Annotated in this window: 24 protein-coding genes; 22 read left to right on the top strand and 2 right to left on the bottom strand. The window is 42.0% G+C overall.

Annotation, left to right across the window (positions count from 1 at the left end; genetic code table 11):
* Window positions 1-54: 54 nt before the first annotated feature.
* The 13 genes from MKY52_RS30155 to MKY52_RS30095 all read left to right on the top strand — a co-directional run bounded on the left by MKY52_RS30155 (window position 55) and on the right by MKY52_RS30095 (window position 14,006).
* Complete coding sequence (locus MKY52_RS30155; RefSeq protein WP_341055578.1) at window positions 55-1,836, top strand: methyl-accepting chemotaxis protein; 1,782 nt, start codon at window positions 55-57, stop codon at window positions 1,834-1,836.
* Between the two features lie 186 nt (window positions 1,837-2,022).
* Window positions 2,023-2,877, top strand: a complete 855-nt coding sequence (locus MKY52_RS30150) for an AraC family transcriptional regulator (protein ID WP_341055576.1) — start codon at window positions 2,023-2,025, stop codon at window positions 2,875-2,877.
* A gap of 138 nt (window positions 2,878-3,015) precedes the next feature.
* Window positions 3,016-3,906, top strand: a complete 891-nt coding sequence (locus MKY52_RS30145) for a DUF6923 family protein (RefSeq protein ID WP_341055573.1) — start codon at window positions 3,016-3,018, stop codon at window positions 3,904-3,906.
* A 33-nt stretch (window positions 3,907-3,939) separates the two neighbouring features.
* Complete coding sequence (locus MKY52_RS30140; protein ID WP_341055571.1) at window positions 3,940-5,310, top strand: ABC transporter substrate-binding protein; 1,371 nt, start codon at window positions 3,940-3,942, stop codon at window positions 5,308-5,310.
* Between the two features lie 103 nt (window positions 5,311-5,413).
* Complete coding sequence (locus MKY52_RS30135; RefSeq protein WP_341055569.1) at window positions 5,414-6,304, top strand: carbohydrate ABC transporter permease; 891 nt, start codon at window positions 5,414-5,416, stop codon at window positions 6,302-6,304.
* Window positions 6,305-6,388: 84 nt separating this feature from the next.
* On the top strand, window positions 6,389-7,225 hold the full coding sequence (locus MKY52_RS30130) for a carbohydrate ABC transporter permease (protein WP_445671052.1): 837 nt from the start codon (window positions 6,389-6,391) through the stop codon (window positions 7,223-7,225).
* A gap of 12 nt (window positions 7,226-7,237) precedes the next feature.
* Window positions 7,238-8,098, top strand: coding sequence for a metallophosphoesterase family protein (locus tag MKY52_RS30125; RefSeq protein ID WP_076118942.1), 861 nt, complete (start codon window positions 7,238-7,240; stop codon window positions 8,096-8,098).
* Window positions 8,095-9,297 (top strand): Gfo/Idh/MocA family protein, encoded by a 1,203-nt coding sequence (locus MKY52_RS30120; protein ID WP_341055565.1) that lies wholly within the window; start codon window positions 8,095-8,097, stop codon window positions 9,295-9,297. The genes MKY52_RS30125 and MKY52_RS30120 overlap by 4 nt, the downstream gene beginning before the upstream one ends.
* Window positions 9,297-9,815 (top strand): GNAT family N-acetyltransferase, encoded by a 519-nt coding sequence (locus MKY52_RS30115; protein ID WP_341055687.1) that lies wholly within the window; start codon window positions 9,297-9,299, stop codon window positions 9,813-9,815. Before MKY52_RS30120 ends, MKY52_RS30115 begins: the two co-directional genes overlap by 1 nt.
* 163 nt (window positions 9,816-9,978) lie before the next feature.
* Window positions 9,979-11,007, top strand: coding sequence for an ROK family transcriptional regulator (locus MKY52_RS30110; protein ID WP_341055563.1), 1,029 nt, complete (start codon window positions 9,979-9,981; stop codon window positions 11,005-11,007).
* Between the two features lie 19 nt (window positions 11,008-11,026).
* The gene (locus tag MKY52_RS30105) at window positions 11,027-12,229 is read left to right on the top strand and encodes an MFS transporter (RefSeq protein ID WP_341055562.1); all 1,203 of its coding nucleotides are present in this window, start codon (window positions 11,027-11,029) and stop codon (window positions 12,227-12,229) included.
* 65 nt (window positions 12,230-12,294) lie between these two features.
* Window positions 12,295-13,386, top strand: a complete 1,092-nt coding sequence (locus MKY52_RS30100; protein WP_341055561.1) for a glycosyltransferase — start codon at window positions 12,295-12,297, stop codon at window positions 13,384-13,386.
* A complete protein-coding gene (locus MKY52_RS30095; protein ID WP_341055560.1) occupies window positions 13,386-14,006 on the top strand; it encodes a glycerol-3-phosphate acyltransferase in 621 nt (206 codons plus the stop codon). Before MKY52_RS30100 ends, MKY52_RS30095 begins: the two co-directional genes overlap by 1 nt.
* A gap of 95 nt (window positions 14,007-14,101) precedes the next feature.
* Here MKY52_RS30095 and MKY52_RS30090 read toward each other — a convergent pair whose 3' ends face one another.
* Window positions 14,102-15,610 (bottom strand): MFS transporter, encoded by a 1,509-nt coding sequence (locus MKY52_RS30090; RefSeq protein WP_341055558.1) that lies wholly within the window; start codon window positions 15,608-15,610, stop codon window positions 14,102-14,104.
* A 114-nt stretch (window positions 15,611-15,724) separates the two neighbouring features.
* Between MKY52_RS30090 and MKY52_RS30085 the strand changes: the two genes are divergently transcribed.
* The 8 genes from MKY52_RS30085 to MKY52_RS30050 all read left to right on the top strand — a co-directional run bounded on the left by MKY52_RS30085 (window position 15,725) and on the right by MKY52_RS30050 (window position 22,274).
* On the top strand, window positions 15,725-16,543 hold the full coding sequence (locus MKY52_RS30085; protein WP_341055556.1) for a MerR family transcriptional regulator: 819 nt from the start codon (window positions 15,725-15,727) through the stop codon (window positions 16,541-16,543).
* Window positions 16,544-16,824: 281 nt separating this feature from the next.
* A complete protein-coding gene (locus MKY52_RS30080) occupies window positions 16,825-17,652 on the top strand; it encodes a helix-turn-helix transcriptional regulator (protein WP_341055555.1) in 828 nt (275 codons plus the stop codon).
* Between the two features lie 86 nt (window positions 17,653-17,738).
* Window positions 17,739-18,722 (top strand): iron-siderophore ABC transporter substrate-binding protein, encoded by a 984-nt coding sequence (locus tag MKY52_RS30075; RefSeq protein ID WP_341055554.1) that lies wholly within the window; start codon window positions 17,739-17,741, stop codon window positions 18,720-18,722.
* A gap of 29 nt (window positions 18,723-18,751) precedes the next feature.
* Window positions 18,752-19,117 carry a cupin domain-containing protein gene (locus MKY52_RS30070; RefSeq protein ID WP_341055686.1) on the top strand — a complete coding sequence of 122 codons (366 nt, stop codon included), beginning with the start codon at window positions 18,752-18,754 and terminating at the stop codon, window positions 19,115-19,117.
* Between the two features lie 118 nt (window positions 19,118-19,235).
* Window positions 19,236-19,658, top strand: coding sequence for an SRPBCC family protein (locus MKY52_RS30065; protein ID WP_341055553.1), 423 nt, complete (start codon window positions 19,236-19,238; stop codon window positions 19,656-19,658).
* Between the two features lies 1 nt (window position 19,659).
* Window positions 19,660-19,992 carry an ArsR/SmtB family transcription factor gene (locus tag MKY52_RS30060; RefSeq protein WP_149647114.1) on the top strand — a complete coding sequence of 111 codons (333 nt, stop codon included), beginning with the start codon at window positions 19,660-19,662 and terminating at the stop codon, window positions 19,990-19,992.
* 429 nt (window positions 19,993-20,421) lie between these two features.
* Window positions 20,422-21,456 (top strand): ATP-binding cassette domain-containing protein, encoded by a 1,035-nt coding sequence (locus MKY52_RS30055; protein ID WP_341055550.1) that lies wholly within the window; start codon window positions 20,422-20,424, stop codon window positions 21,454-21,456.
* Window positions 21,453-22,274: an ABC transporter permease gene (locus MKY52_RS30050; RefSeq protein WP_076286724.1), complete on the top strand. Its 822-nt coding sequence runs from the start codon at window positions 21,453-21,455 to the stop codon at window positions 22,272-22,274. The genes MKY52_RS30055 and MKY52_RS30050 overlap by 4 nt, the downstream gene beginning before the upstream one ends.
* Window positions 22,275-22,336: 62 nt before the next feature.
* Here the strand turns inward: MKY52_RS30050 and MKY52_RS30045 are convergent, their stop codons facing one another.
* Window positions 22,337-22,990 carry a TetR/AcrR family transcriptional regulator gene (locus MKY52_RS30045; protein WP_076286725.1) on the bottom strand — a complete coding sequence of 218 codons (654 nt, stop codon included), beginning with the start codon at window positions 22,988-22,990 and terminating at the stop codon, window positions 22,337-22,339.
* 196 nt (window positions 22,991-23,186) lie between these two features.
* On the opposite strand from MKY52_RS30045, the gene MKY52_RS30040 reads away from it, so the two are divergent.
* Window positions 23,187-23,972, top strand: a complete 786-nt coding sequence (locus MKY52_RS30040) for an SDR family NAD(P)-dependent oxidoreductase (RefSeq protein ID WP_341055547.1) — start codon at window positions 23,187-23,189, stop codon at window positions 23,970-23,972.
* Window positions 23,973-24,088: the final 116 nt, after the last annotated feature.

Here is a 24,088-nt window from a genome sequence, read left to right as displayed (position 1 = left end):
TAGTACTATAGTATTAATTTGTAATTAATTCTAATAGGATGCGGAGCGGTGTATATGGTAAAAGTTACACGTACAAGGTTGCGACTAACAATTCGGAAAAAACTGCTCATGATGTCACTCACACTACTAATTCTTCCCATCGGAATATTAGGAGCAGTTATTTATCAGATTTCAGTCAAAGAAACGAATCAGCTCATTGAGAGTAAACTGAGTTCAAGCGTAAACCTGGCTGTCGCCTTAATTGAGAATTTGGAAAGTTCCGTTCAATCGGGGCAGTTGACTGAAGTGGAAGCCCAAGAGCAAGTACGGACCTTACTACTTGGAAACAAAAATGAGGATGGTACTCGGCCTATTAATCAATCAATTGATTTGGGTCCAAACGGCTACTTCTTTATATTAGATAACAAAGGGAAACTGCTTGCTCATCCCAAACTAGAGGGAGATAATATTTGGGATAAACAAACCTCAAACGGTACTTTTTACATACAGGATTTGATTAAAGCAGCACAGAACGGTGGTGGAGCTACTTACTATAAATGGCCGCTACCTAAATCGGACGGTACTGGAAACGCTGTAGGGGAAGAAGCGTTGAAAATATCTTATGCTAAACTATCGCCCTCTTGGGGCTGGGTCGTAGCAGCAGGCTCTTATATGCAAGACTATAATACCGGGCAACAAACCATTCTAAAGGGAATTATTACTACATTGATTGTATGCGTTGTCATCGGAATCGCTGTAATATACATATTTGCACAACATATTTCAAGACCGATTGTACGCATTGCCCGTGAAGCTGAACGGATCGCTCAAGGGGATCTAAGCGGTAAAGCATTGACTGTGCGCAATCGGGATGAGATCGGACAGCTCGGAATCAGCTTTAATCAATTATCGGGTAATATTCGGAAATTGGTTGGGAATTTAACCATAAGCTCGGAGTTATTAGCTTCTTCCTCCAAACAGTTGTCTTCAACATTAGGTGAAACCACAGCGGCACTTGTTCAGACTTCATCCTCAATGACTGAAGTGGCGAACAATAGTGAGAAACAAGCTTCCTCAACGCAAGAGACTTCTCAATCGATGGAGGAGATGGTAAAAGAGATTCAGCGAGTAGCTGAAGCCTCTACACATGCCTATCAGCTGTCCATGCAAACACTGGAAGAGGCTGATAAAGGAAACAGCCTTATCATTAACTCTTCCGAGCAAATGAACGCAGTAAGTAATACTGTTGATGATTTAGGGATCACCGTTACTAGTTTAAATGACCAGTCTCAACAAATAGGCACCATCGTCAGTACTATTAAAGGAATATCTGAGCAAACGAATCTATTAGCGCTTAATGCGGCAATTGAAGCTGCTCGATCAGGAGAACAAGGCAGGGGATTTGCAGTGGTAGCTAGTGAAGTCCGTAAGCTGGCAGGACAAACAAGTGAAGCAGCTGAAAGGGTTTCAGTCATGGTTGAAGAAATTATTACGAGTATAGGTCATGCCCATCATTCGATGAGTAAAGGCCAAAATGAAGTCGCAGCAGGGGTTCAAGCGATTGATGATACGGGTAAAGCATTTGAACGTATTTTGCAGGCCACCCGGACCATCGTAGATCAGGTGGAGCAATCATCGACCGCTGCACAACAGATGTACATGGGCTCCGAACAAATATCTGCTGCGGTGATGGAGGTCGAGCAGGTTTCATTGCACTCAGCTTCGGCTGCACAGACAGTATCTGCCGCCACTCTGGAGCAGCTTGCATCTATGGAGGAAATTGCCGCATCTGCTCGCAAGCTCCAAGAGGGTTCAAATGAGATGCGTGCTTTAGTAAATCAGTTTAAATTGGAATAGATGCTCAGACTTAGAGTTACAGAAATAGAATATGTAAAATATTAAAGAGGGGAATTAACCCCTCTTTTTTGCTGTTCTGACGTAAATAACCTTTTGAATACTAGGAGGAAATTAATATAGCTTTTACAGCTCATTGACGCGGAGCGTATACTGGCTTGCTATATTGAAGGGAAAAGGGGGATGAATATGAAAGAAATGGAAGAATCGTCCTTTGCAGCTGCTCAGCCTGTCCTTGCAAGTGATACTTTTGGTTGGGATAAGCTTCAGGTTTCACAATGGTATAGCCCACAGCAAGCTTTCACCCCATCCTCGGAGTCTAAATATTTAATAGGAATTCACTGCACAGCCTACTACGAAAATTACTACACCATTCATATTACCCCCTGTAATGAGAGCCTTCTTTGCCCTTGGGGCAGAACCTCGCTCTATTTTTTGAAAATAGAAATTACGCCAGCGGTACTCGAAGAGATTGCTCGTGAATCTGATTATCTGAAGGAAGGCCATATCCAGTTGGACCGCAAATTTCATGTCAAGGATTCCAAGCTACTGCAATTAGGGCTTTGGATGCTGGAGGAATTACAGAATGGCGGTGCCAAAGGAAAAATATATAGCGACTCTTTATCCAACATGTTAATTATTCACTTGTTACAACACTATTCTTCAGTGATTCCCCAGCATTCAAACCGAAAAACGCCAGCCAATCAAGAAATATTTCAGGTCATTCAATTTATGCGTGAGCGTTTAGAAGATGAGATTCAACTGACTGATCTCGCTGGCATGGCTAATATGAGCCAGTCGCATTTTATTCGGATTTTTAAACAACAGACAGGATATACACCCCATAATTATTTAATTCGCCTGAGAATCGAACGTTCTAAATTTCTTATTCGTTCCGGAAAAATTGGTTTGAAGGAAATTGCATCTCAGGTTGGTTTTGCCGATCAAGGTCATTTTACTAGATTATTTAAACGAGAAACCGGCCTAACCCCAAAGCTGTATGCTAATCAAAGCTCCTCCAAACCTAATCATATGATTTATTGATTTTATTCTTGCAAATGAGAGTTTTGTTCAAGGAAAGAAGTGTTTTGTTCAATTAGAGAGCTGTTGCCAGCTCCTATAATAAGGTTGAAGTAAGGCGCACAAATGCCGAACTACAACCTTATTAGGAGGAGAAAAAACATGAGATTAAAGAGATTATTCAGTCTGATTTGCGCGGGGGTACTTACGACCAGTTCTTTATCTTTAGTAGCATCTGCCACACCAGTCGGACCGGATAACCTAGTAAACACTGAGGTAGAAATCAGTGCAGAGTCAACTTCGACTTCAGCTACAACTGCTGGAACTTGGCATGAAGTATCTAAGCAAACCTTCTGGTTACTTGATGCCCTGGAACGGGGACAAGGGGTGGCTACAGACGGGAATTCATGGATCTTTAATTCCTCGTATGGGCTCTTACGGACTGGACTTGATGGAAAATCCGTAAAAGCACGGAATGAATTGGCTATTCCACTGGAGATTGCCTCCCAAGGTGGAGACCATATCGGTGATATTTCCTACTATAACGGTAAAATATACGCTCCTATTGAAGACGGCAAAAACTATCAGCATCCTTACATCGCCCTCTATGATGTGAACACTTTGAAATATACGGGTACATCCTATGCTTTACCGTTGAATCTGCATATTGGCGGTGTGCCTTGGGTAGCCGTTGATGCTGCTCGCGATCAGGTCTACACAGCTCAGTGGAGTAATGCAAGCGTCTTGAATGTACTAAGTCTTGACGATATGCATGTGATCACAACCGTTCCACTTTCCCAAAGTATTGATCGAATTCAAGGTGCCGAAGTGTACAAAGGTATTCTGTATGCTTCTACGGATAACGCAACCCAAACGGTTTATCAGATTGATCCGGAGACTGGAAACGTATCTGTTGCCTTTGAGCGCAATCTGCCTAGTGGTACTGAAGCCCAAGGAATTGCTGTATTGCCTACCGCTGATGGTGCACAGCTCCATATTCTTGATGTAGGCTCGAATCGCATTAGTGTGAACTTTCGCCATTATGCATTTTAATTCAAATCCAAGCGAAAAAAGGGGCTAACAGAAATGCTAAAGCAAACCAAAACTATTCTAACACTGCTATCCGTCTCAATGCTGGCAGTAGCGGGCTGCGGACAATCTAATAACAGTACGGCTGAAGCCAAAGAAAATACCGCTCAACCCACAGCAATCGCTGCAACTCCAGAATCCACAGAGACTCCAGCCGCTAAGCCTGTGGAGATTACATTTTATTATCCGGTTAATGTTGGTGGTCCTCTTACAAAAGTAATCGATGGGATGGCTAGTGCATTCATGGAGCAGCACCCGGAAATTAAGGTTAATCCCGTGTACACAGGTAATTACGGGGACAATACCGTGAAAATTCAAGCGGGTGTGCAGGCCAAACTGCCACCGGATGTCGCGGTCATGATGTCAACAGAGCTGTACAGTATGCTCGATATGAATGCAATCATTCCGTTGGATGATTTTATTGCAAAGGACACGGATATTCAGATGGCTGATTTTTATCCCGCCTTTGTAGAGGATACACAGTCTGAAGGTAAAACGTACAGCCTGCCTTTTCAGCGGAGCGCGATTGTTATGTACTACAACAAAGAAATGTTCAAAGCCGCAGGACTTGATCCAGAGAAACCACCCACTACATGGGATGAGCTTGTAACCTATGCTAAGAAGCTGAACAAAGACGGTCACGTGGGGCTGGAAATTCCGGGCAATGATGATTCGTATTGGATGTTTCAAATGCTTGCACGGCAAAATGCTTCCGATCCGAAGCAAAACATAATGTCCTCCGATGGCAAAAAAGCGATGTTCGATACGCCGGAGAATGTGGAGGCATTGCAATTCTGGTTAGATTTGTCCCATAAATATAAGGCGATGCCGGAAGGTGTTATTGATTGGGCAACCGTTCCGACAGATTTCATTCAAGGCAAAACAGCCATGATGATGCATACAAGCGGCAACTTAACCAATGTAAAAAATAACGCGAAGTTCGAATTCGGCGTAGCGTTCCCACCCGCACAAAAGCAATTTGGATCACCTACTGGGGGAGGTAACCTGTATATTTTCAAGGATACATCTCCTGAAAAACAAGCTGCAGCTTGGGAATTTGCCAAATACATGACGGCTTCAGAACAAGCTGCCCTCTTTAGCAGCTCATCCGGTTATGTTGGCGTAAGAAAATCTGCATACGATACAGATGCTATGAAGAAGTATACGGCGGATTTCCCGCAAGCATTGGTAGCGAGAGATCAATTGGAATATGCGTTCCGGGAATTGTCCACTCATAATCATGGTAAAGTATCGACGGCAATTACGAACCAGATTCAAGCGGCATTGGCAGGAGAGATTGATGCAGCAGGTGCACTTAAAAAGGCTCAAGCAGAAGCAGATCAGGCACTTGCTCCCTTCAATAAGTAAGCTTTGAGGTATGGAATACGCCAGGACGGCTCGATAGCTTGTTCTGGCGTCATTACTTTATTCATTAATCGTAGAAACCTTAATCATGGAAGGATTGAATGGTATGAATGCCGGATGGATTGAGAGGCTTAGACGAAACGGATTCGGCTGGGGACTAGTGTTGCCTTCGCTGCTCTTTCTTTGCTTGTTTACTTATTACCCTATGTTTAAATCGTTCTGGCTTAGCTTTTATGAGAAAAATTTGGCGACTCCTGAGCCTTTGTTCGTCGGTTTTGACAATTACGCTAATCTATTGCACGACAATGTCTTTATGAAGGTGTTCAGTAACAATATATGGTTCGCCATTGGCACAGTACCCACTTCATTAGCTTTGGCTTTCTTGATGGCACTGTTTGCCGACAAGGCGATAAAAGGGCGGGGACTGGCACGTCTTTCATTTTTCTATCCGAATATGATCCCGATGATCGCTGTGGCGAACATCTGGTTGTTTCTGTATACCCCTCATTTTGGGCTCTTTGCCAGACTGGCTTCATGGATCGCGGATCAGCCTGTGAATTTGCTGGGAACACCTGATACGGTGATGGGCGCATTAGTCATTATGATGATTTGGAAAGAAGCCGGATATTTTATGATTTTTTATTTAGCAGGAATGCAGCAGATTCCCAAGGATTTATATGAAGCGGCTGCAGTAAGCGGAGTCGGTACATTCACTTCCATCCGCAGAATCACAATTCCGCTCACGATGCCGACTACGTTGTTTGTGGCTGTTGTGGCGATAACCAATTCTTTTAAGCTGGTAGACCATCTCTGGATTATGACAAAAGGCGGTCCGAATAATGCAAGTAATCTGCTGCTTTATTATATCTACGAGTCCACCTTTAATTTCTACGATCAAGGGATGGCCGCATCGATGACGGTGGTCATGATCGTGCTACTGCTCCTGATTTCCTCTTTGCAGTTTTTTGGCTGGGATCGGAAAATCCATTATGAATAGGAGGTGGAATCCATGGAGGATAATCCACTAAAGCTGCCCTTAGTATTAAGGCAGAATACACGCAAAGCTTTAGAAGAGGAGCGCATGCTGAACTCCGAAAGAACGAAGCGCCGAATCCAGCAGATACTGTGGCATGCGGTTGGATTTACTTTTGCCGCGGCCTGGATCATTCCCTTCCTATGGGTGGTCAGAACGGCTTTTCTACCCAAACACGTCGCTATCGATGCGGGATGGTCTTGGGAGTTCACGTTTGAGAATTTGATTCATGTCTGGAATGGAGCGCCTTTTGGACGATTTTTAATGAATACATTGCTTGTGTGCGGTGTTGTGCTTGCTGTGCAACTCGTTACAATGACGATGGCTGCTTATGCGTTCGCACGGGTACGATTCGCCTTGAAAGATCTGTTATTCATGTTATTTTTGGTGCAAATTATGGTGCCGCCAGATGTTCTTATCTTTTCCAACTATCAGGTGTTGAACGAAATGGGTCTGCTGGATACCAAGCTGGGGATTATGCTACCTTACTTTGCCTCCTCCTTTGGAGTGTTTCTGTTAAGGCAATCCTTCAAGCAATTACCCTATGAGCTGGATGAAGCTGCCCGGGTGGAGGGCGCCTCACGCCTGCATATTCTTTCAAGAATCTATGTCCCACTGTCACGCCCGATTTATGTGTCCTTTGCGATCGTGTCGGTCAGCTTTCATTGGAATGATTTCTTGTGGCCTCTAATTGTAACAAATTCGGAGGAGAATCGCTTATTAACTGTAGGCTTGGCGATGTTCGCAAAAGCCACGGAATCTGGTGCGCAATGGTCCGATGTTTGTGCGGCTACATTGATTGTGTCTGCGCCCTTAATGATTGGATTTTTATTGTCCCAGCGGCAAGTGATAGGTAGTTTTATGAGCTCTGGCATTAAAGGTTAGGAGGAGGCATTTATGAGGCTGGCGATTATTGGGGACTTACACTACCCGGACGAATTGTTAAACAACAAGGTTTTGATTAAAGAGGCACGAGATGCTTTTTATGAGCAATTTATGAATCTATTTTTGTCCATCCCAGCCGATTATCATATTTCCGTGGGAGATATGGTGCATGCAGGAGAATTTAGCGAATTTAATTATATCATGGGTAAGATTAAGGACAGCAAGCATTCTAGACGTTTTCTACATGTTCTTGGTAATCATGATACGTACACTTATCCTAAGGAAGAAATCCTTTCCGTCACCCGGCAGCAGCGATACAGTGTTATTGAAGAGACGAATGCAATCATTATTTTGCTGGATACCGCACGGGAAAATCGTGACGATTGGAGCGGAACACTTGATGATGAACAGCTGACTTGGCTCGAAGCACAAATGAAGCGGAAATCGGAAAAGCCTTTATTCGTCTTCGGTCATCATCCCTTGTATAATACGACGGCTAGATCAACTGAGCCAATGATGTCACTGGATCCCAGCTTGGACATTTGGCCGATATTGAAGCAATGGCAAGGTGTGGGTTTCTATTTCAACGGGCATAATCATGTGCATTCTATCGTTAGAAAAGAAAACTGGAATTTTATTCAAACAGCCTCCATCCTGGATATTCCTGCTGCTCGAATCCTTACAGTGCTTGAAGATGAAATCAGGTTAGAGATGGTGAATCTGGCAAGCGAGCAATTGAGTAAATGGTCTTCATTATTTACCTTCAGCATTTTTGATTATGAAAAATATCCGCAGGCTGAAGGGGAGACAAGAGATCAGGAGCTAATCATCAATCGACTTCAAATGGATAGAAAGCAGGTGGACCAGCAATGAATCGTCAGCCAGTAAGATTAGCGATCGTAGGTGGAAATCGCGGAGCCAGTTTTATGAATGCACTGTACTCTCTATCGGATCGGATACATCTGACCGCCACTTGTGACTTGAATGAGTGGGTGCTTAACCAATGGAAAGAGAAATTCCCGGAAATCCGAACGTATCGGGATTATCATGAAATGTTAAAAGATTCGGCGATAGATGCGGTGTTTATCTTAAGCCCCATGCATTTGCATGCCAGACAATCTATTGATGCTTTAAAAGCGGGTAAGCATGTCCTAAGCGAAGTGATTTCGATCCAATCTTTAGAGGAAGCTTGGGAGCTTATCGAAACTGTTGAACAAACTGGACTTAAATATATGATGTCTGAAAATTACTGCTTCTCACGCTCCAATCTGACGATTAAACATATGGCGGATCAAGGCATGTTCGGTGAAATTACTTATCTGGAAGGCGGATATATCCATGATTTACGTCATTTGACTCATCATCCGGATGGTTCTCTGACTTGGCGGGGGCAATTACATCAGCAGTATAACGGGATCAATTATCCGACACATTCTATTGGTCCAGTTGCGCAATGGATTAACCTCAATAAGCCTGAGGGTGATCGCTTAAAAAGCGTCTCGTCTTTTGTTTCCAAATCTAGATCCTTACAATATTATTTCGGAGAGCATTATGGAAAAGATCATCCAGCAGCACGGGAGGGATTCTGGCGGCAAGGGGATAGCGCGGTTGCGGTCATTCAAACGGAAAAGGGTGTACTGATTGAACTGCGTATAGACTGGTCCTCCGTTAGACCGCATAATAAAACTCATTATTTACTGCAAGGAACTGAGGGAGCGTATATTACGGGCCGCCATCAGTACGAAGAGGATTTGATCTGGTTCAAGAATCTCTCGCCCAAAAATATAGCGGATGGAGAGGAAATGTGGGAGCCTTTAAGCAGTTATCAACCACTCTATGATCACCCGACATGGATGAAATGGGGCGAATATGCCGCTGGGACGAAACATGGCGGAGGCGATTTTATGGTGCTTGAAGAATTTATTTCTGCCATTCAGGAGGATCGAACCCCTTCGGTGGACATATATGATGCCGTTACTTGGAGCTCTGTGTTTACATTGTCAATGGAATCTGTAGAGAATGGTGGAAAAGCAATAGCCTTTCCTGATTTTAGAACGAGAGTGAGGAATTGATGGTGGATCAGGCCCTTTCCAAACTTGTGATGAAAAAAGAAATGCTGTCCGACTTGCCTGTTTTTCACTGTCCTACCGGGTATCTAATTCGTCATTTCGAGCCGGATGATGAACGGAACTGGGAAGAGCTTATACGCCATTCTTTTACAAGGGAAGTTAAATTTGCTCATAAAATCAGTGATCATGTACCCTTGTATTCGGATCGCTTGTTGTTCATTTGCCGCGGGGATCAACCTGTAGCTACTGCTACGGCCTGGGAGTCGGGTAGTGAGGACAATAAGAACTGGTACTTGCATATGGTTGGAGTGCTTCCAGAATATTCTGGTAAAGGTCTCGGCTATGCTGTGAGTCTAGCTGTCTTGCACAAAATAAGAGATTCAGGGGGAATGGCGGCATGTTTAGAAACCGATGATTTCAGACTGCCCGCCATCCGTATTTATTTGAAATTAGGATTTCAGCCTGTGTACTTGGATGAAAGCCATCCTGGAAGATGGGAACGAATCCTGCAAAGGCTTTGAATTTGTTGATAATTAGGGGGGCTTCATGCCCCCTTATTCATGTTGGAGCTTCAGAAGGGGCCGCATCCAAAAATTATGTTGTCGTTAGGAAGTATTCCTGCTATAGTCATACTGACTTATTAAATGCATTTAATAAGTCAGTATGACTATAGGTGGGAGAGCCATGTCAAGTGATAAAAGACTTCCTTCACAGCAACTCAAATCCGAAATTATTCGGAATATTCGAACAGCATTATTAGAATTAGGAAGGGCTACGAAGGCGGAGTTAAGTCAAAGATTACAATACAGTTTTCCAACGATCAGTAAATTTCTAATGCAGATGGAAGAGACTGGGGAAGTAACGATCATCGGCCTTGATGAGTCTAGTGGCGGAAGAAGGGCAATAAGATACGCCTATAATCCGAATTACCGATTAGGGATGGCTATTTTTTTGGAAAAAAATGAAACAAACTATACAATCTATAATTGCATTGGCGATGTTGTAAAAGAAGGGAATTTACCTAGTATTCTTGAGGAAGACGTTAGTACACTGGTCTCGCTTATCGAAGGTGAAAAAAAGGCCAATCCCAAGATTCAATCTGTGGCGATTGGTGTTCCAGGCGCGGTGAAACACGGGAAGATTTTTCTGATCCCAGGTTATGCGAAATATCAGAATCTAGATTTGAAAAGATGTATAGAAGATCAGCTCTCTATCCCGACAATCGTGGAAAATGATATGAATGCCGCTGTAATCGGTTATATGGCGCAAAGAAATTTGAAGGAGAATATTTCTTTGATGTATCTGTATTTAGGGAAAAACGGACCGGGAGCTGGGATAGCCGTTAATGGTGAAATTGTTCGGGGAAAGACGTTTTTTTCAGGGGAAGTTCAATATATGCCCCAGTATGACAATAGAAATTTCATAGAAGCATTAACTGGAGATCAGGGTGGATCAAGCCTGCAGCCGGATCATAAAGTAGATGCGATTAGTCGGTTAGTGGCTACTATGACCTCTATTTTGAATCCGCATTATATTATTTTTTGTGAGGATGAATTAGCTCCAGCTATGCTTAATCAAATCGCTGAGCGAACTGCTACATACGTTCCTAAGGAACATCTTCCGGAATTAGCGGTAAGTGACTTGAAGCGTGATTATCTAAATGGATTACAAAGTCTTGGATTAGGTTTATTAGTTTCACAACAAATAGATTAGAACCATTAAGGAGATAACGATGGCTACTTTTTTTCTTATTATTATTTATTTAGCATTTATTAGTTTAGGACTGCCAGATTCATTGCTTGGATCCGCATGGCCGGTAATGAGAATAGATCTAAATGCCTCATTAGGTACTGCTGGAATCCTTTCGATGGTTATTGCAGTAGGCACAATTGTCTCCAGTTTGTTGAGTGGTACAATCCTTAAACGTTTTGGTACGGGGAAAGTGACCCTTGTAAGCTGTATTATGACGGCTGCAGCTTTATTTGGTTTTGCATGGTCACCTTCGTTAGTATGGCTAATTGTTGCTGCGATTCCACTCGGTTTAGGTGCGGGATCTGTAGATGCCGGATTAAACAGTTATGTTGCTACGCACTATAAAGCCCATCATATGAGTTGGTTACATTGTTTCTGGGGAGTGGGCGCGACGCTGGGTCCGATTATTATGGGTTCTTTTATCTCTGGTGAAGGTCTTTGGCGAGAAGGTTATCTTACGGTTGCTTATATTCAATTGAGCTTAGTTGTTATTCTCTTCGTTACGCTGCCTTTATGGGATAGAGTGGCTGGAAACAATAGCAACTTGAACGCTGGTAGCGAACATGAGCTCAATCATCCGGAGCTAGAGCAAGCTGCTGAGAACACAAAACCTTGGAAACTAAGAGGGGTTAAGCTTGCGATGTTAACCTTCTTATTTTATTCTGCCATCGAAACGAGTATGGGGTTATGGGGGAGTAGCTTTCTAGTAAATATCAAAGACATCCCTGCATCCACTGCAGCGACATGGGTATCGGTTTTTTATCTAGGGATTACCTTCGGCAGAATGGTGACGGGCTTCATTACGTTTAGAATGAGTAATAAGCAGCTAATTCGATATGGCCAGCTCATTGCTTTAATCGGTACAGTGCTGTTAGTATTACCACTTCCAACGATAGTTTCACTGGTAGGATTTATGATTATCGGTCTGGGTTTAGCCCCTATTTTCCCATGTATGCTACATGAAACCCCTGTACGATTCGGGAAGAAGCATGCTCAGTCAATTATGGGCTTTCAGATGGCAACAGCTTATACCGGTACCACGCTGGTACCGCCATTTATCGGTTTACTGGCCTCGAATTTTACGTTGGGTATTTTTCCTGCGATGATCGTTTTTTTCGCTATCGTCATGCTTTTATGTACAGAAAAGCTTAATAAATACTCAGCTAAAGTAAATGTAGGTTAAATTTGAATTGAATATATTACGGACTAACCCTTCATATATATAGATGTAGAAGGGGGGGAACCGTAATGTGGTTGTTAATGGTTATAGGCGTTGGATGTCTTTCCGGTTTTATTTTGTTCAGAAAGAATACTTTGACCACTTATCACGAGCCTATTCAAGGACCGGAGAAATTGTCCATCATCATTCCCGCAAGGAATGAAGAATATAATTTGCGCTTTTTGCTCGATTCACTTCAGTCTCAGACCCTTACACCCTATGAAATTATTGTTGTAGATGACTTCTCGGAGGATCGGACCAAAGAAATTGCTGAGAGCTATGGAGTTAAGGTTATTGCGAACAGCAGTCTCCCTGAGGGGTGGACGGGTAAGAGCTGGGCAGTATGGAATGGATATTTACAGGCCTCGGGCGATATTTTTGCTTTTTTGGATGCGGATATTCGATTAAAGCCTAACGCCTTGGCTTCATTATTAAAAGCAAGGGAGCTATCGAAAGGCGTCATTTCGGTAGTTCCTTTTCATCATACAGAAAAGCTGTTTGAGAAGCTCGCCCTAATCATGAATATGCTGGGGATCTTCACGTTCACCTCAGTTTTTGAAAGGAATAACGCCAAAAAAGGGCTGTACGGCTCGTGTATTCTAGCATTAAGGCAGGATTATGAAAAAGTTAATGGCCATCAAAGCATTAGATCTGAAGTGCTGGATGATTTGTCTTTAGGAGAAAAATTTATTGCGGCAGGTGTTCCGATCACCAATTATATCGGGTATGGCTTAGTATCGTTTCGCATGTATCCGAAGGGAATCAAAAGTGAAATTGAAGGGTTCAGTAAAGGGGCTGTCTTAAGCACTTCAACGATAAGTCCGCGGACAATTATTCCAATCGCGCTTTGGGTGATCGGACTCATCATCTCAGAAACCGTGTTTATTTTTGCGAATACTTCATGGTTTATGCCTTTATTGATCGGTTATCTCCTTTATATGTTCCAGCTCTTTTATTTTATAAAATATGTAGGTGTATTTGGCATCGTTATTCCTGTATTTCACGTGGTGGCAACTGTTTTCTTTATCTTGATCATGCTGTATTCGATTTATCAGGTTGTTTTTCTGAGGCATGTAAGCTGGAAAGGAAGGCATATCCAGGTGGGAGGCCATAGGGACTAATGATCATATTGTGGGTCGCGGGTTTATTTTTGTCGGGATCTCTTATGTTTTCCTATTGGCTTGGTCTAGCGCGTAAAAAGAACCTGAAAGACATTGGCGACGGTAATCCGGGGGCTTTGAATCTATGGAAGTCGTCAGGCTATAAATTCGGCATATTGGGGATTATCTTGGATTTTTTAAAAGGGTATTTACCACTTCTATGGGTAATGGGAAGTCATTATAGTCAGGGGTATTTCATTATTCCGTTAGCCGTAGCTCCCATTGCGGGTCATGCCTTCTCTCCCATTCTTAAAGGAAAAGGTGGGAAGGCAATTGCCGTAACCTTTGGGGTATGGAGTGCATTGACAGGATTCAAAGCTTCTTTAGCGCTAGCAGTCATTTTAGCAGTGCTGAAAATGCTCAGCAGTTGGTTCAAAAGCAGAGGGAATTCACCTGTATCGGATGGTGTGCAAGTAGTTAGCGGAATGCTGCTTCTTTCCGTTTTTTTGTACATTAGTAATTGGTCTACTCCTATCTTATGGGTATGGTTTGGAAGTTTTTTGATTCTTGTGTATACGCACAGGTTAGAATTGGCAGTGTGGGTAAGGAAGTATTCATCAAGGAAACGAAAAGGAACATAATATAGACTTGGTATAAACGAGAGTGTCCCAGCAGCTATTGCATAGCTGTTGAGACACCCTTGTTTGGTGAAGCAGTAGCTTCATCTTTTCTAATATTAGTGTTCTAGGATTGAGGATTTACGTTTTGACACAGCACGGATAATAAACGCAGAAGCTAAAAGAAGGATTGTGGCAGTGGCAAGGACAACAATAAACGACTTATCAAAAGCTGATTGTGCGGCTTCAACGAGCGCGGATCCAGCAGCAGTAGACATATTTTCTGCGGCTAGAAGAGCCTCGTCAAGGCTGTCGCGAACGATCGGCGGGACTGTTAGTTCATCAGGGAGAACTAATGATGCTGTATAGATGAATGACGAAAGACTGCCCAGAAGTGTAATACTTAGGGCGCTGCCGAGTTCGAACGATACTTCCTCTATAGATGCGGCCATGCCAGCTTTTTCGACGGGGACATTTAGCATGATTGAATTTGAGGCGGCAGTCATGGCTCCCCCAAGACCTGCACCCAGAATCATTAAGGCTGCGAATTGTAACAATATATTTCCGTCATGGAAGAGTAGAAGGGTGCCCATTCCTATACCTGACACTAACAGACAGACCCACTGTACTTTTACTTTGTCCACTCGATGCAACACAAGTCCGATGAGTATCCCTGAGATGAAGGAGGCTATCGAAGTGAATACAACGTACAAGCCCGCTTTCAACGGTGTATATCCAAGAACAAGCTGGAGCCGTTGAGTCACGATCAATTCCATTCCAATAAGTGCAAAACAAGACAATAGAGCCGTAGCCACTCCAGTAGTAAAGTGGGAGTCTCTAAATAGTGCAAAATCTATTAATGGATTCTGGCTCTTACGTTGATGGCGCATAAATATGATCATAGCTACGACACCAATCACGGCAGATAACACAGCGATGGCAATTGAACCTTCACGTCTGCTGATCTCCTTAACTGCATAAACAAGGGTAACCAGACCAATCATAATTTGAACAGAACCAATGAAATCCCATTTCTTATTCTTATTCCCTTTAAGGTTTGGGATTAGTAAGATGGCCAAGATCAGTGCAAGAATAACTATAGGAATATTGATGAGGAACACCGATCCCCACCAGAAATGTTCCAGTAAAAAACCACCAACGAGTGGACCCATTCCTGCTCCCACAGAGGAGACAGATGCCCAAATACCTACGGCTAGTGAACGCTCACGCTCATCCGAAAAGGTAGTTCGAATAATGGAGAGTGTTGCGGGCATCATCATGGCTGCACCAATAGCTAGTAGGGTACGCGCAGCAATAAGGACGAGAGGTGTTGGCGCGTAGGCAGCGATTAATGAAGCCAACCCAAAGATAGTAAGTCCCATAACGAAGAGTTTTTTATGCCCAAGACGATCACCTAGTGTGCCAAGACCGAGTAATAATCCTGCCATTACAAGTGGATAAATATTTACGATCCATAGTTTTTCCGATGCAGAAGCAGCAAGATCATGCGTAAGTCGTGGTAGAACCGAATAAAGTACGGTCATGTCGATGACGATCATAAAGAGTGCGCTGGACACAATCGCCAGCACGATCCAGCGTTGAAATTTAGATAGATTTGATGAAAACATGGGTAATCCTCCTAAGATGATAGTAGCTAATAACGTTACCTTGACAAGGTAATGGTGTTCCGTTATTGTACTTTGAGGTATAGGGTAACCCGATAGTCAAGAGGAGTGATGTGAATGTCTATTGATTATGATCAATACTTTACGACGAGCGAGTTCGCAAAAGTATGTGGGGTAACGAAGCATACGTTATTCCATTATGATGACATTGGTATATTAAAACCGGAGTTCGTGAAGGAAAACGGATATCGTTATTATTCCTATAAGCAGTTTTATACCTTCGATATTATTGCCGTACTAAAAGGGACAGGAACGCCGTTGAATGAGATCAAAGAATATATACAAGATCAAAACACATTGCATTTTTTATCCATGCTTAAGCAAAAACAGCTGCAGTTGGTTGAAGAACAAAAGAAGTTAGAACGCATGCAGAGGCTTTTACAAGGGGCTATAGATAATACGAATCGTGCGCTCCACGTTAATTGTGGAGAACCCTGGGTCGAGGAATGTGATGAAGAGTATTTTATTGCGGTTAGACTCTCGAAGGAAAAGGGTGAGAAGGATCATGTTCGAAAAGTATATCGAATCTTCGATTATTGCGATGAACATCATCTTGAATATGACTTTCCGATAGGTTCGATTATTTGTAAAAGCAGTTTGGAAGAAGGCGACTATGACCCGGATTATTATTGTAATAAAATCAATGAAAAGCATAACGGTGAATTACTTTATATCAAGCCAAAGGGAAAATATTTGATCATGAATCACAAGGGATCTTATGAAACCTTACCTGCATCCTATGAGAAGCTAAAGTCTTATATTGCTGAAAATGATTTACACATAACCGGAAACGCTTATGAGTATGAATTGCTTAGTTATTTAGCGGTAGGGGATCCGGATAAGTATGTTATTCAAATTGCGATCCAAACCTTTTGAGGTAGAGCATTGGATTGACTTTTAAATTGGCTTACAAACTGACACGCTTGGGATTCCAAGCGTTTTTTTTATGGATACCTGATGGCTTGAGCATTAACCAGTTGCGACATTTTTATTGTCTATATTGATTGACAATGATAATCATTATTATTAATGTGTAAACAGGCGTGAATCCTTATGCTCAACTTACCGACGCCAATGCCTCTGAGCGGGTGCACTATGATTGAGTTTTGTTGGTGCTTATCCATAGAAGAGACTACTATTGAAATGAGGTATGCATTGTGAAGATAGACGTTAATCAGTTAGCAGAGCATTTTGCACACACTCCTTTTCAAGTAGAAGGAGTATATCGATATGCTGAAAATCCAGGTGTGCCTTACGCTGACTATACAGAATCTTTTCCTGGATTTGTGTTTCCACTTACAGGAAAAATTAAATTTAAATTTAATGGCACGCCTTATATCTTTTCGCCTGGAAAAGTTGTGCATGGGGGTGCAAAAATGAAATTAGATCAAAAAATGTTAGGTAGAACCAATTGGGAATATATTCTTGTTCAATATCGGATATGTAACTCAGAACTAAAAGAGTCAAGCTTTTCTCATCAGCATTTTGAATTATTAACAGGTCAATCCCCTCGTCTTATTGAATTAATTATGCGTCTTTGGCATGTGTATAATCAGCGTGGAGGCATTTCGATGTTTCAGACTGAAATGCTGTTTCGCGAAGTGCTGAATGAGGCCTTATTATGTGTTATTAATAGGGAAGATAGCTGTGAATCACATACTTTATTCGAGCGGGTATCTAATTATATTCATCTAAACTATTATCAAAGTCTTACAATAGCTTCGCTTGCAGAACAAAATAACGTTAATCGAAATCGACTTTCTTACGTATTTAGAACACATGCCGGTATGGGACCAGCAGAATATTTATTAAAATATCGTATAAATATAGCGCAAGAAATGCTATTTACAAGTGATGCGCCTGTACAACAAATTGCGCAAACCGTTGGAATGGCTGACCCCTTTTATTTTAGTAGAGTGTTCAAAAAACAATGTGGCATTTCACCTACCGAATATCGAGAGAAGTTCATCAATAATCCATGGTAAATTCAACCTGCATCCATTCTTATCTAAAAAGTACTTTACTATAATAATGGTTAAGCAAAGAAACCATTATGTTGGAGGAATTTCGTATGAAAAAGATTAGAGGACTGCTAGTCGCAACACTATTATTAGCAGGTATACTAGTGGGTTGTACTGAAACACCTACTGAAAATAAAGAATCAACTAAAGAAGGCGTATCTTCAACAGCAGTTAATGTAGATGCAACTGATTGGCCAAGAACATTTAAGGATGCCTTAGGTAAAGAAATTGTTATCGAGAAAAAACCGAAAAAAATTGCCTCGCTATGGTATTTTTATCCTGAAATATTAGTTGCATTAGGTGAGCCACCTGTTGCATCTACAGAAAAAGAGTATCTATCTTCTTTATCTTATTTAAAAGGAAAGCTGGATTCAGCTGAAGAACTAGGAGATAAAGTGTCTCCAAGCATTGAGAAAATACTATCTATTAATCCTGATTATATTTTAGCAACAGAGCATCATGAAGCAGTGTATGATTCACTAGATAAAATTGCACCAGTCATTACATTAAAATACAAGGACATCTATGAAGATTGGCAATATGGACTCCGTACAGTAGCCAAGATTATTGGCAAAGAAGACGAAGCGGAAAAAGTAATTGATAAAATGATGAAAGATATTACAACTGGGCGTGAAACATTAAAGTCGATGGAAAGAGAGACAGTATCGCTTATATTGTCTTGGGATGGAAAAACTTTTAATGTTCTAGGTGAAGGGAATCCGGTCTATAAACTTGCTTTTGATAAAGAAAAGGGACTGGGGCTTACACCGGATGATACATATACAGGTAATAATAATGAGTTTACTTCGTTTGAAGGAATATCAACTGTTCAAGCAGACCATATTTTCCTTATAGGTGACATTACAAAAAAGGAGGAATTAATGAATAACTTAAAACAAAGTAATGTGTGGAATGCTATGAATGCCGTAAAGAAAGGCAATGTCTATTTAATGGATAATTCCGCTATTACTGGTGGACCATTAGCTATTGATTACGCTTTACAAAATATATTATCCGCCTTGCTTAAGCTCTAATAAGTTGAGGAAAATAAGGAGTGATTACTATCCATTATCAAGCTATTAATCTGAAAGATAAGTTATCTAAATTTAACGACCTTTGGTCTCCGAAAGTCATTGGTGAAATGAATGACTATCAATTTAAACTTATTAAGATCACTGGGGATTTTGAATGGCATGTTCATCAAGATACCGATAAGGTATTTTTCACGCTCGAAGGGGAGATGATCATTGATTTCCGTGATGGTCAGGTTACAATCTCCAAGGGTGAGATGTTTATTCTCCCAAAGGGAGTCGAGATGAAGCCTTCTGCCGAAAAGGAATGCCATATCATGTTGGTGGAGCCTAGAAGCGTAGTAAACACTGGCGGTACTGAATCCGAATTAACCGCAGCCAATGATACTTGGATCTAGTTAAGGCTTTCCTCCACTATTCCCTTAAGGTTTCTGCAAATTGACATAACACCAAATGGTGTTATAATAAAAATGAAACCAGAAGGTGTTACATTAAAATGAATTTTGGAGGAAATTTATGCAAACTCAAGGACCACTACAAGATATTCGTCAAACAATTACACTCAATGCGCCCATTGAAAAAGTATGGAAAGCTGTTTCCACTGCTGAAGGAATAGCTGCCTGGTGGATGCCAAGTACATTCGAGCCAGTGGTAGGTCATGAGTTCATTCTACATGCTGGACAATTCGGGGATTCCCCATGTAAAGTTACCGAGATTGATGAGCCGAACCTTGTTGGTTTTAATTGGGGGAAGGATTGGCATCTTGCCTTTGAATTGAAAGAAATTGATGGGAAGACGGAGTTCACCGTGATTCACTCTGGATGGGACCCTGAAAAGGTAACTGAATTTGGTCAACCGCATCCAATCGTTCGTGGCTTTATGAACGGCGGCTGGGAGAAAATCGTCCAAGAAAAACTTCCTGCTTATATCGAGGCTTAACATGCCTGTCGCTGAATCTGGACATGATGTATTTCAAGCGATAGCAGATCCTACCCGCCGCAGTCTGCTAAAGCTGCTTGCTAATAAGGAAATGTCCATAGCATCCATCTCGGACTGCTACCCGATCAGCCGAACCGCTGTTAATAAGCATTTACAAGTATTGTCCGATGCACAGCTTGTTAGCAGTCAGAAAGTCGGTCGGGAGACTAGGTACAAGCTTCAGCCAGAGCCTTTGCTAGAGCTTCAAGATTGGCTTACCTTTTTTGAACAATACTGGGCTAATAAACTGTCTGCGCTTAAAGAATATGTTGAAGCAGATCATAATGATGAGTGAAAAACCGGGAGGCGTGAAATCGCGCTTCTTGGTTTTTTTGATGCATTGTACAAAAATATTTAAATGAAGCAGATATAATGGATTCTTATATACATATGAACTGCTATTTGCTCATTTTGAGGCATTTGGGGCGAGTTGCGGACTAGAGAGACGTTAATCATCATTATCAGGGGCAATATTGTGTACTTGCAGTCCGATAAAGCTCCATGGAGTCCGTTAGCATTTCAGATGAACATAAGGACTAGGCAGAAGCATTTTTGAAAGAAATAACGGCGTAGCATTGAGCTACACCGTTATTTCTGCATTTACAGGATATCTTTCAACGGAAAGCATATCTCATTTATAAACTCAGTTTAAACCTTCGTTTAAATTCAGTTTATAAAAGGGAGTTAGCATCACAATACAAACTAAAACGTTGGAGGAATTGTAATGGTTAATGAACGCAAAAAAATAATTGAGCCCAACCCTGGAGATTGGGCCGTCGAGGCGCGTGGACTGGTCAAAACCTTTGGTGACAATCGCGCGGTGGATGGCGTGAATTTGAACGTGAAAGCAGGTACGATCTATGGCGTACTTGGTCCGAATGGGGCAGGAAAGACTACCGTCATTCGGATGCTGGCGACCTTACTTCGCCCTGATGCAGGTTCAGCGCGAATCTTCGGACATGATGTAGTGAAGGAATCGCAGATAGTGCGGCAATTAATTGGTGTGACAGGACAATACGCCTCGGTAGATGAGTCACTTAGTGCTACGGAAAATTTGATCATCTTCTCGCGTTTGTTAGGACTAGGCCGCGCGGAGGCACGACAAAAAGCTGCTGAACTGCTTGAAGAGTTTGGTTTGACAGAGGCGGCTAAGCGTCCACTAAGAAATTTCTCTGGTGGTATGCGTCGCCGTCTGGATCTGGCAGCAAGCCTAATTGCTCAGCCACCGTTGATTTTCTTGGATGAGCCAACTACAGGGCTTGACCCGCGTACACGCTCACAGATGTGGGATACGATTCGCCGATTGGTGAATACAGGATCAACAGTTCTTTTAACGACACAGTACCTTGAAGAAGCAGATCAACTTGCAGACCGGGTGGCAGTTATTGACCGTGGGCAAGTCGTTGCAGAGGGGACTGTGGATGAGCTGAAATCATCCGTGGGTACCACATCCTTACTATTGAAGGTCCGAGAGCTAAAGGATTTTAAACAAGCTCGTCAGCTTGTAGAACATGTTCTGCATGTCCAATCCAATGTGTCTTCGTTGGAGGAAGGGCAGATTTCTGCACCGATGGCGAACGCGGATTTAGTGACTGACCTACTTATAGCTCTTCGCGAAGCAGGCATTCCACTTGCAGAGGTTAGTGTGCAGAAACCAACACTTGATGAAGTATTCTTAACAATCACGGGTCAGGGTGTAACAGATAACGCTTCAAATGCGTCTGGGCAGTCAAACAAGAAGGAGGCAGTAAGAGTATGAGTACAAGAACTTCTGCAATAAACTCAGGAACTACAAGACAATTGAAAAACCATACGAGTCTCAGACAGAGTATACGAAATTCATTCACAATGGCGTATAGAGGTATACTAAAAATACGGCGAACACCTGAGCAATTATTCGATGTTACGCTTCAGCCTATTATTTTTACTCTGATGTTTACCTATATTTTTGGTGGAGCCATCTCTGGTGACATTGCTAGCTATTTGCCTGTTATCATTCCTGGTATTCTCGTTCAGACCGTAATTACTACTTCGATCGTTACTGGAGTTCAATTACGTGAGGATATGGATAAAGGTGTGTTTGACCGATTTAAATCACTGCCAATTGCAAGGATAGCTCCGTTAGCAGGTGCTCTATTAGCAGATACGATTCGGTATACGATAGCGACTGTGCTCACTTTCACCATGGGTTATATTATGGGATTACGGCCCGAGGGAGGGCTGGGGCATGTTGCTATAGCGGCACTTCTTGTTATTGTCTGTGCTTGGTCGATTAGCTGGATCTTTGCTTTCTTTGGTGTCATAGCAAGAACAGCCTCAAGTGTACAAGGGATCTCGATGATTGTGCTGTTCCCGCTTACGTTTCTGTCTAACGCATTCGTACCCGTTGATACAATGCCTAGCTGGCTTCAATGGTTTGTTAAAGTCAATCCGATCTCACATTTGGTGACCGCAGTGCGGGAGCTTACTAACAATGGAACCGTAGGCTGGGATTTCGTAATCTCTCTGATCGGAGCAGCTGTCATCGTTGCGATTTTTGCACCAATTACAGTTCGTGCTTATATGCGCCGGACATAATATGAAATGAAAAAACGGCAGAAATGCCGTTTTTTTGTATTAGCCGCAAAAAAGCTTCTTTTTTAATTATCGCTTCTAAAGAACGTATGGATTAAATTGGATACTGATCTATCATACAATGTTTTAGCAGCTTCCTCATTTTGAATATGTCCCCCCAAATGCAGATGAATGACGCCATGCAACGATGCCCACACCAGATTCACAACAAGGAGGGGATCTTTCTCCTCAATAAACCCTTGTTCGATGGCTTCTGTAATAAGGGCTATTACTTGTTGAAGTGCCGTGAAGATAGCATGTAAACTTTCTTCCTCCGGTTTGAACTCGCTAAAAGCCCCTCCAAACATAACCATATAATAGCTGGTGTGATTACGTGAGAAATCCCAATAAGCTTGTCCAAGATCGCGAAGATATAAATTTAGATTGTCTTGTTTTGGAACCGCTTGAAAGGCAGCGGCCAACAATTTACACCCTTGCAGAAAAAGCTCCTTCGCTAAACCTTCCTTGTTTCCAAACAAGTTATAAATGATTTTTGTGGGACATTCCATTTTTTCAGCAACCTTGCGAATGGTTACACCTTCAGGTCCAGATTCATGCATAATGGCCGCAGCGGCTTCGATAATATTCAGTCTTAATATTTCTGCATGCTGTAGTTTTGCTTTTGGGTAGGTTGTAACGGATTGAGCATCTATAGAAGATATTTTGGACGATTTTTGCATGTAGTTTCACTTCCTTAGAACTTTACTTTAGCTTTTTTAAATAACCATCAATTCTAACCCTTATTTTACTGATGTAGAGGAGAAATAGCCAATATTTAAATGTAGAATTTTATTTGACAACGTAACCTCACTCAGATACAATGATTCATATTGAAACACTGTTTCAAGATGGTCATTAAAGGGAGAGATGATAGCAATGATTACAATTCAAAATAAATGGACATTGATTACAGGGGCTTCTTCGGGGATAGGTGAAGCGTTTGCTCATGAACTTGCAGCTAAAGGAAGTCACTTAATTTTAGTCGCCCGTTCCGAAGATAAATTGATTGCTTTAGCGGAAAAATTACAAAAAAAACATCGTATTCAAGCGGAGGTTCTAGTTGCTGATTTATCTCAAGAAGGTTCCCCTGATAGGCTCTATCAACAATGTGTGGAACGTGGTTTGAACGTTGATATTCTGATTAATAATGCAGGTTTTGCTACGTATGGGCTTTTTGAACAACTATCTGGTTCGAGACAACATGAAGAGGTGATGCTAAATGTTTTGGCGGTTGTAGATCTGACCCATTTATTTTTGCCAGGTATGTTAAAAAGAAAAAGTGGTGTGATTATAAACGTTGCTTCAACAGCAGCATTTCAACCTCTTCCCAATATGGCTGTATATGGAGCGACAAAAGCTTTTGTATTATCATTTACACAAGCGCTATGGGAGGAAAATAGAAAACGGGGCGTACAATTTCTTGCGTTATGTCCGGGGTCTACGGAAACAGAATTTTTTAATGTTGTGGGAGCTGATGAAGCTTCTGTAGGGAAGCGAGATACTCCAGAAAATGTGGTTCAAGTCGCTCTTCGGTCGCTTCAAGCTAGAAAAGTATTTGCTGTCCCAGGATTTACAAACTATATTTCAGCTCAAATGTCACGTTTTTTCACACGTAAACAAATGCTTTATTTTGTAGGACGTATGCTCCGTACGCGACATTAATAGGTCAATATTTTGCTTCGATGATGTAAAATAAAGAGCCGCTATCTATGGATTACTCCATGATAGCGGCTTTTTTCAAAAGTTAATTGACTAACTCCGATTTCTAACCCTACTTC

Source organism: Paenibacillus sp. FSL P4-0184, assembly GCF_038004625.1.
Taxonomy (GTDB): domain Bacteria; phylum Bacillota; class Bacilli; order Paenibacillales; family Paenibacillaceae; genus Paenibacillus_AQ.
The sequence above is the reverse complement of the archived record's forward strand: the minus strand, read 5'-3'. Positions and strand labels throughout refer to the sequence as shown.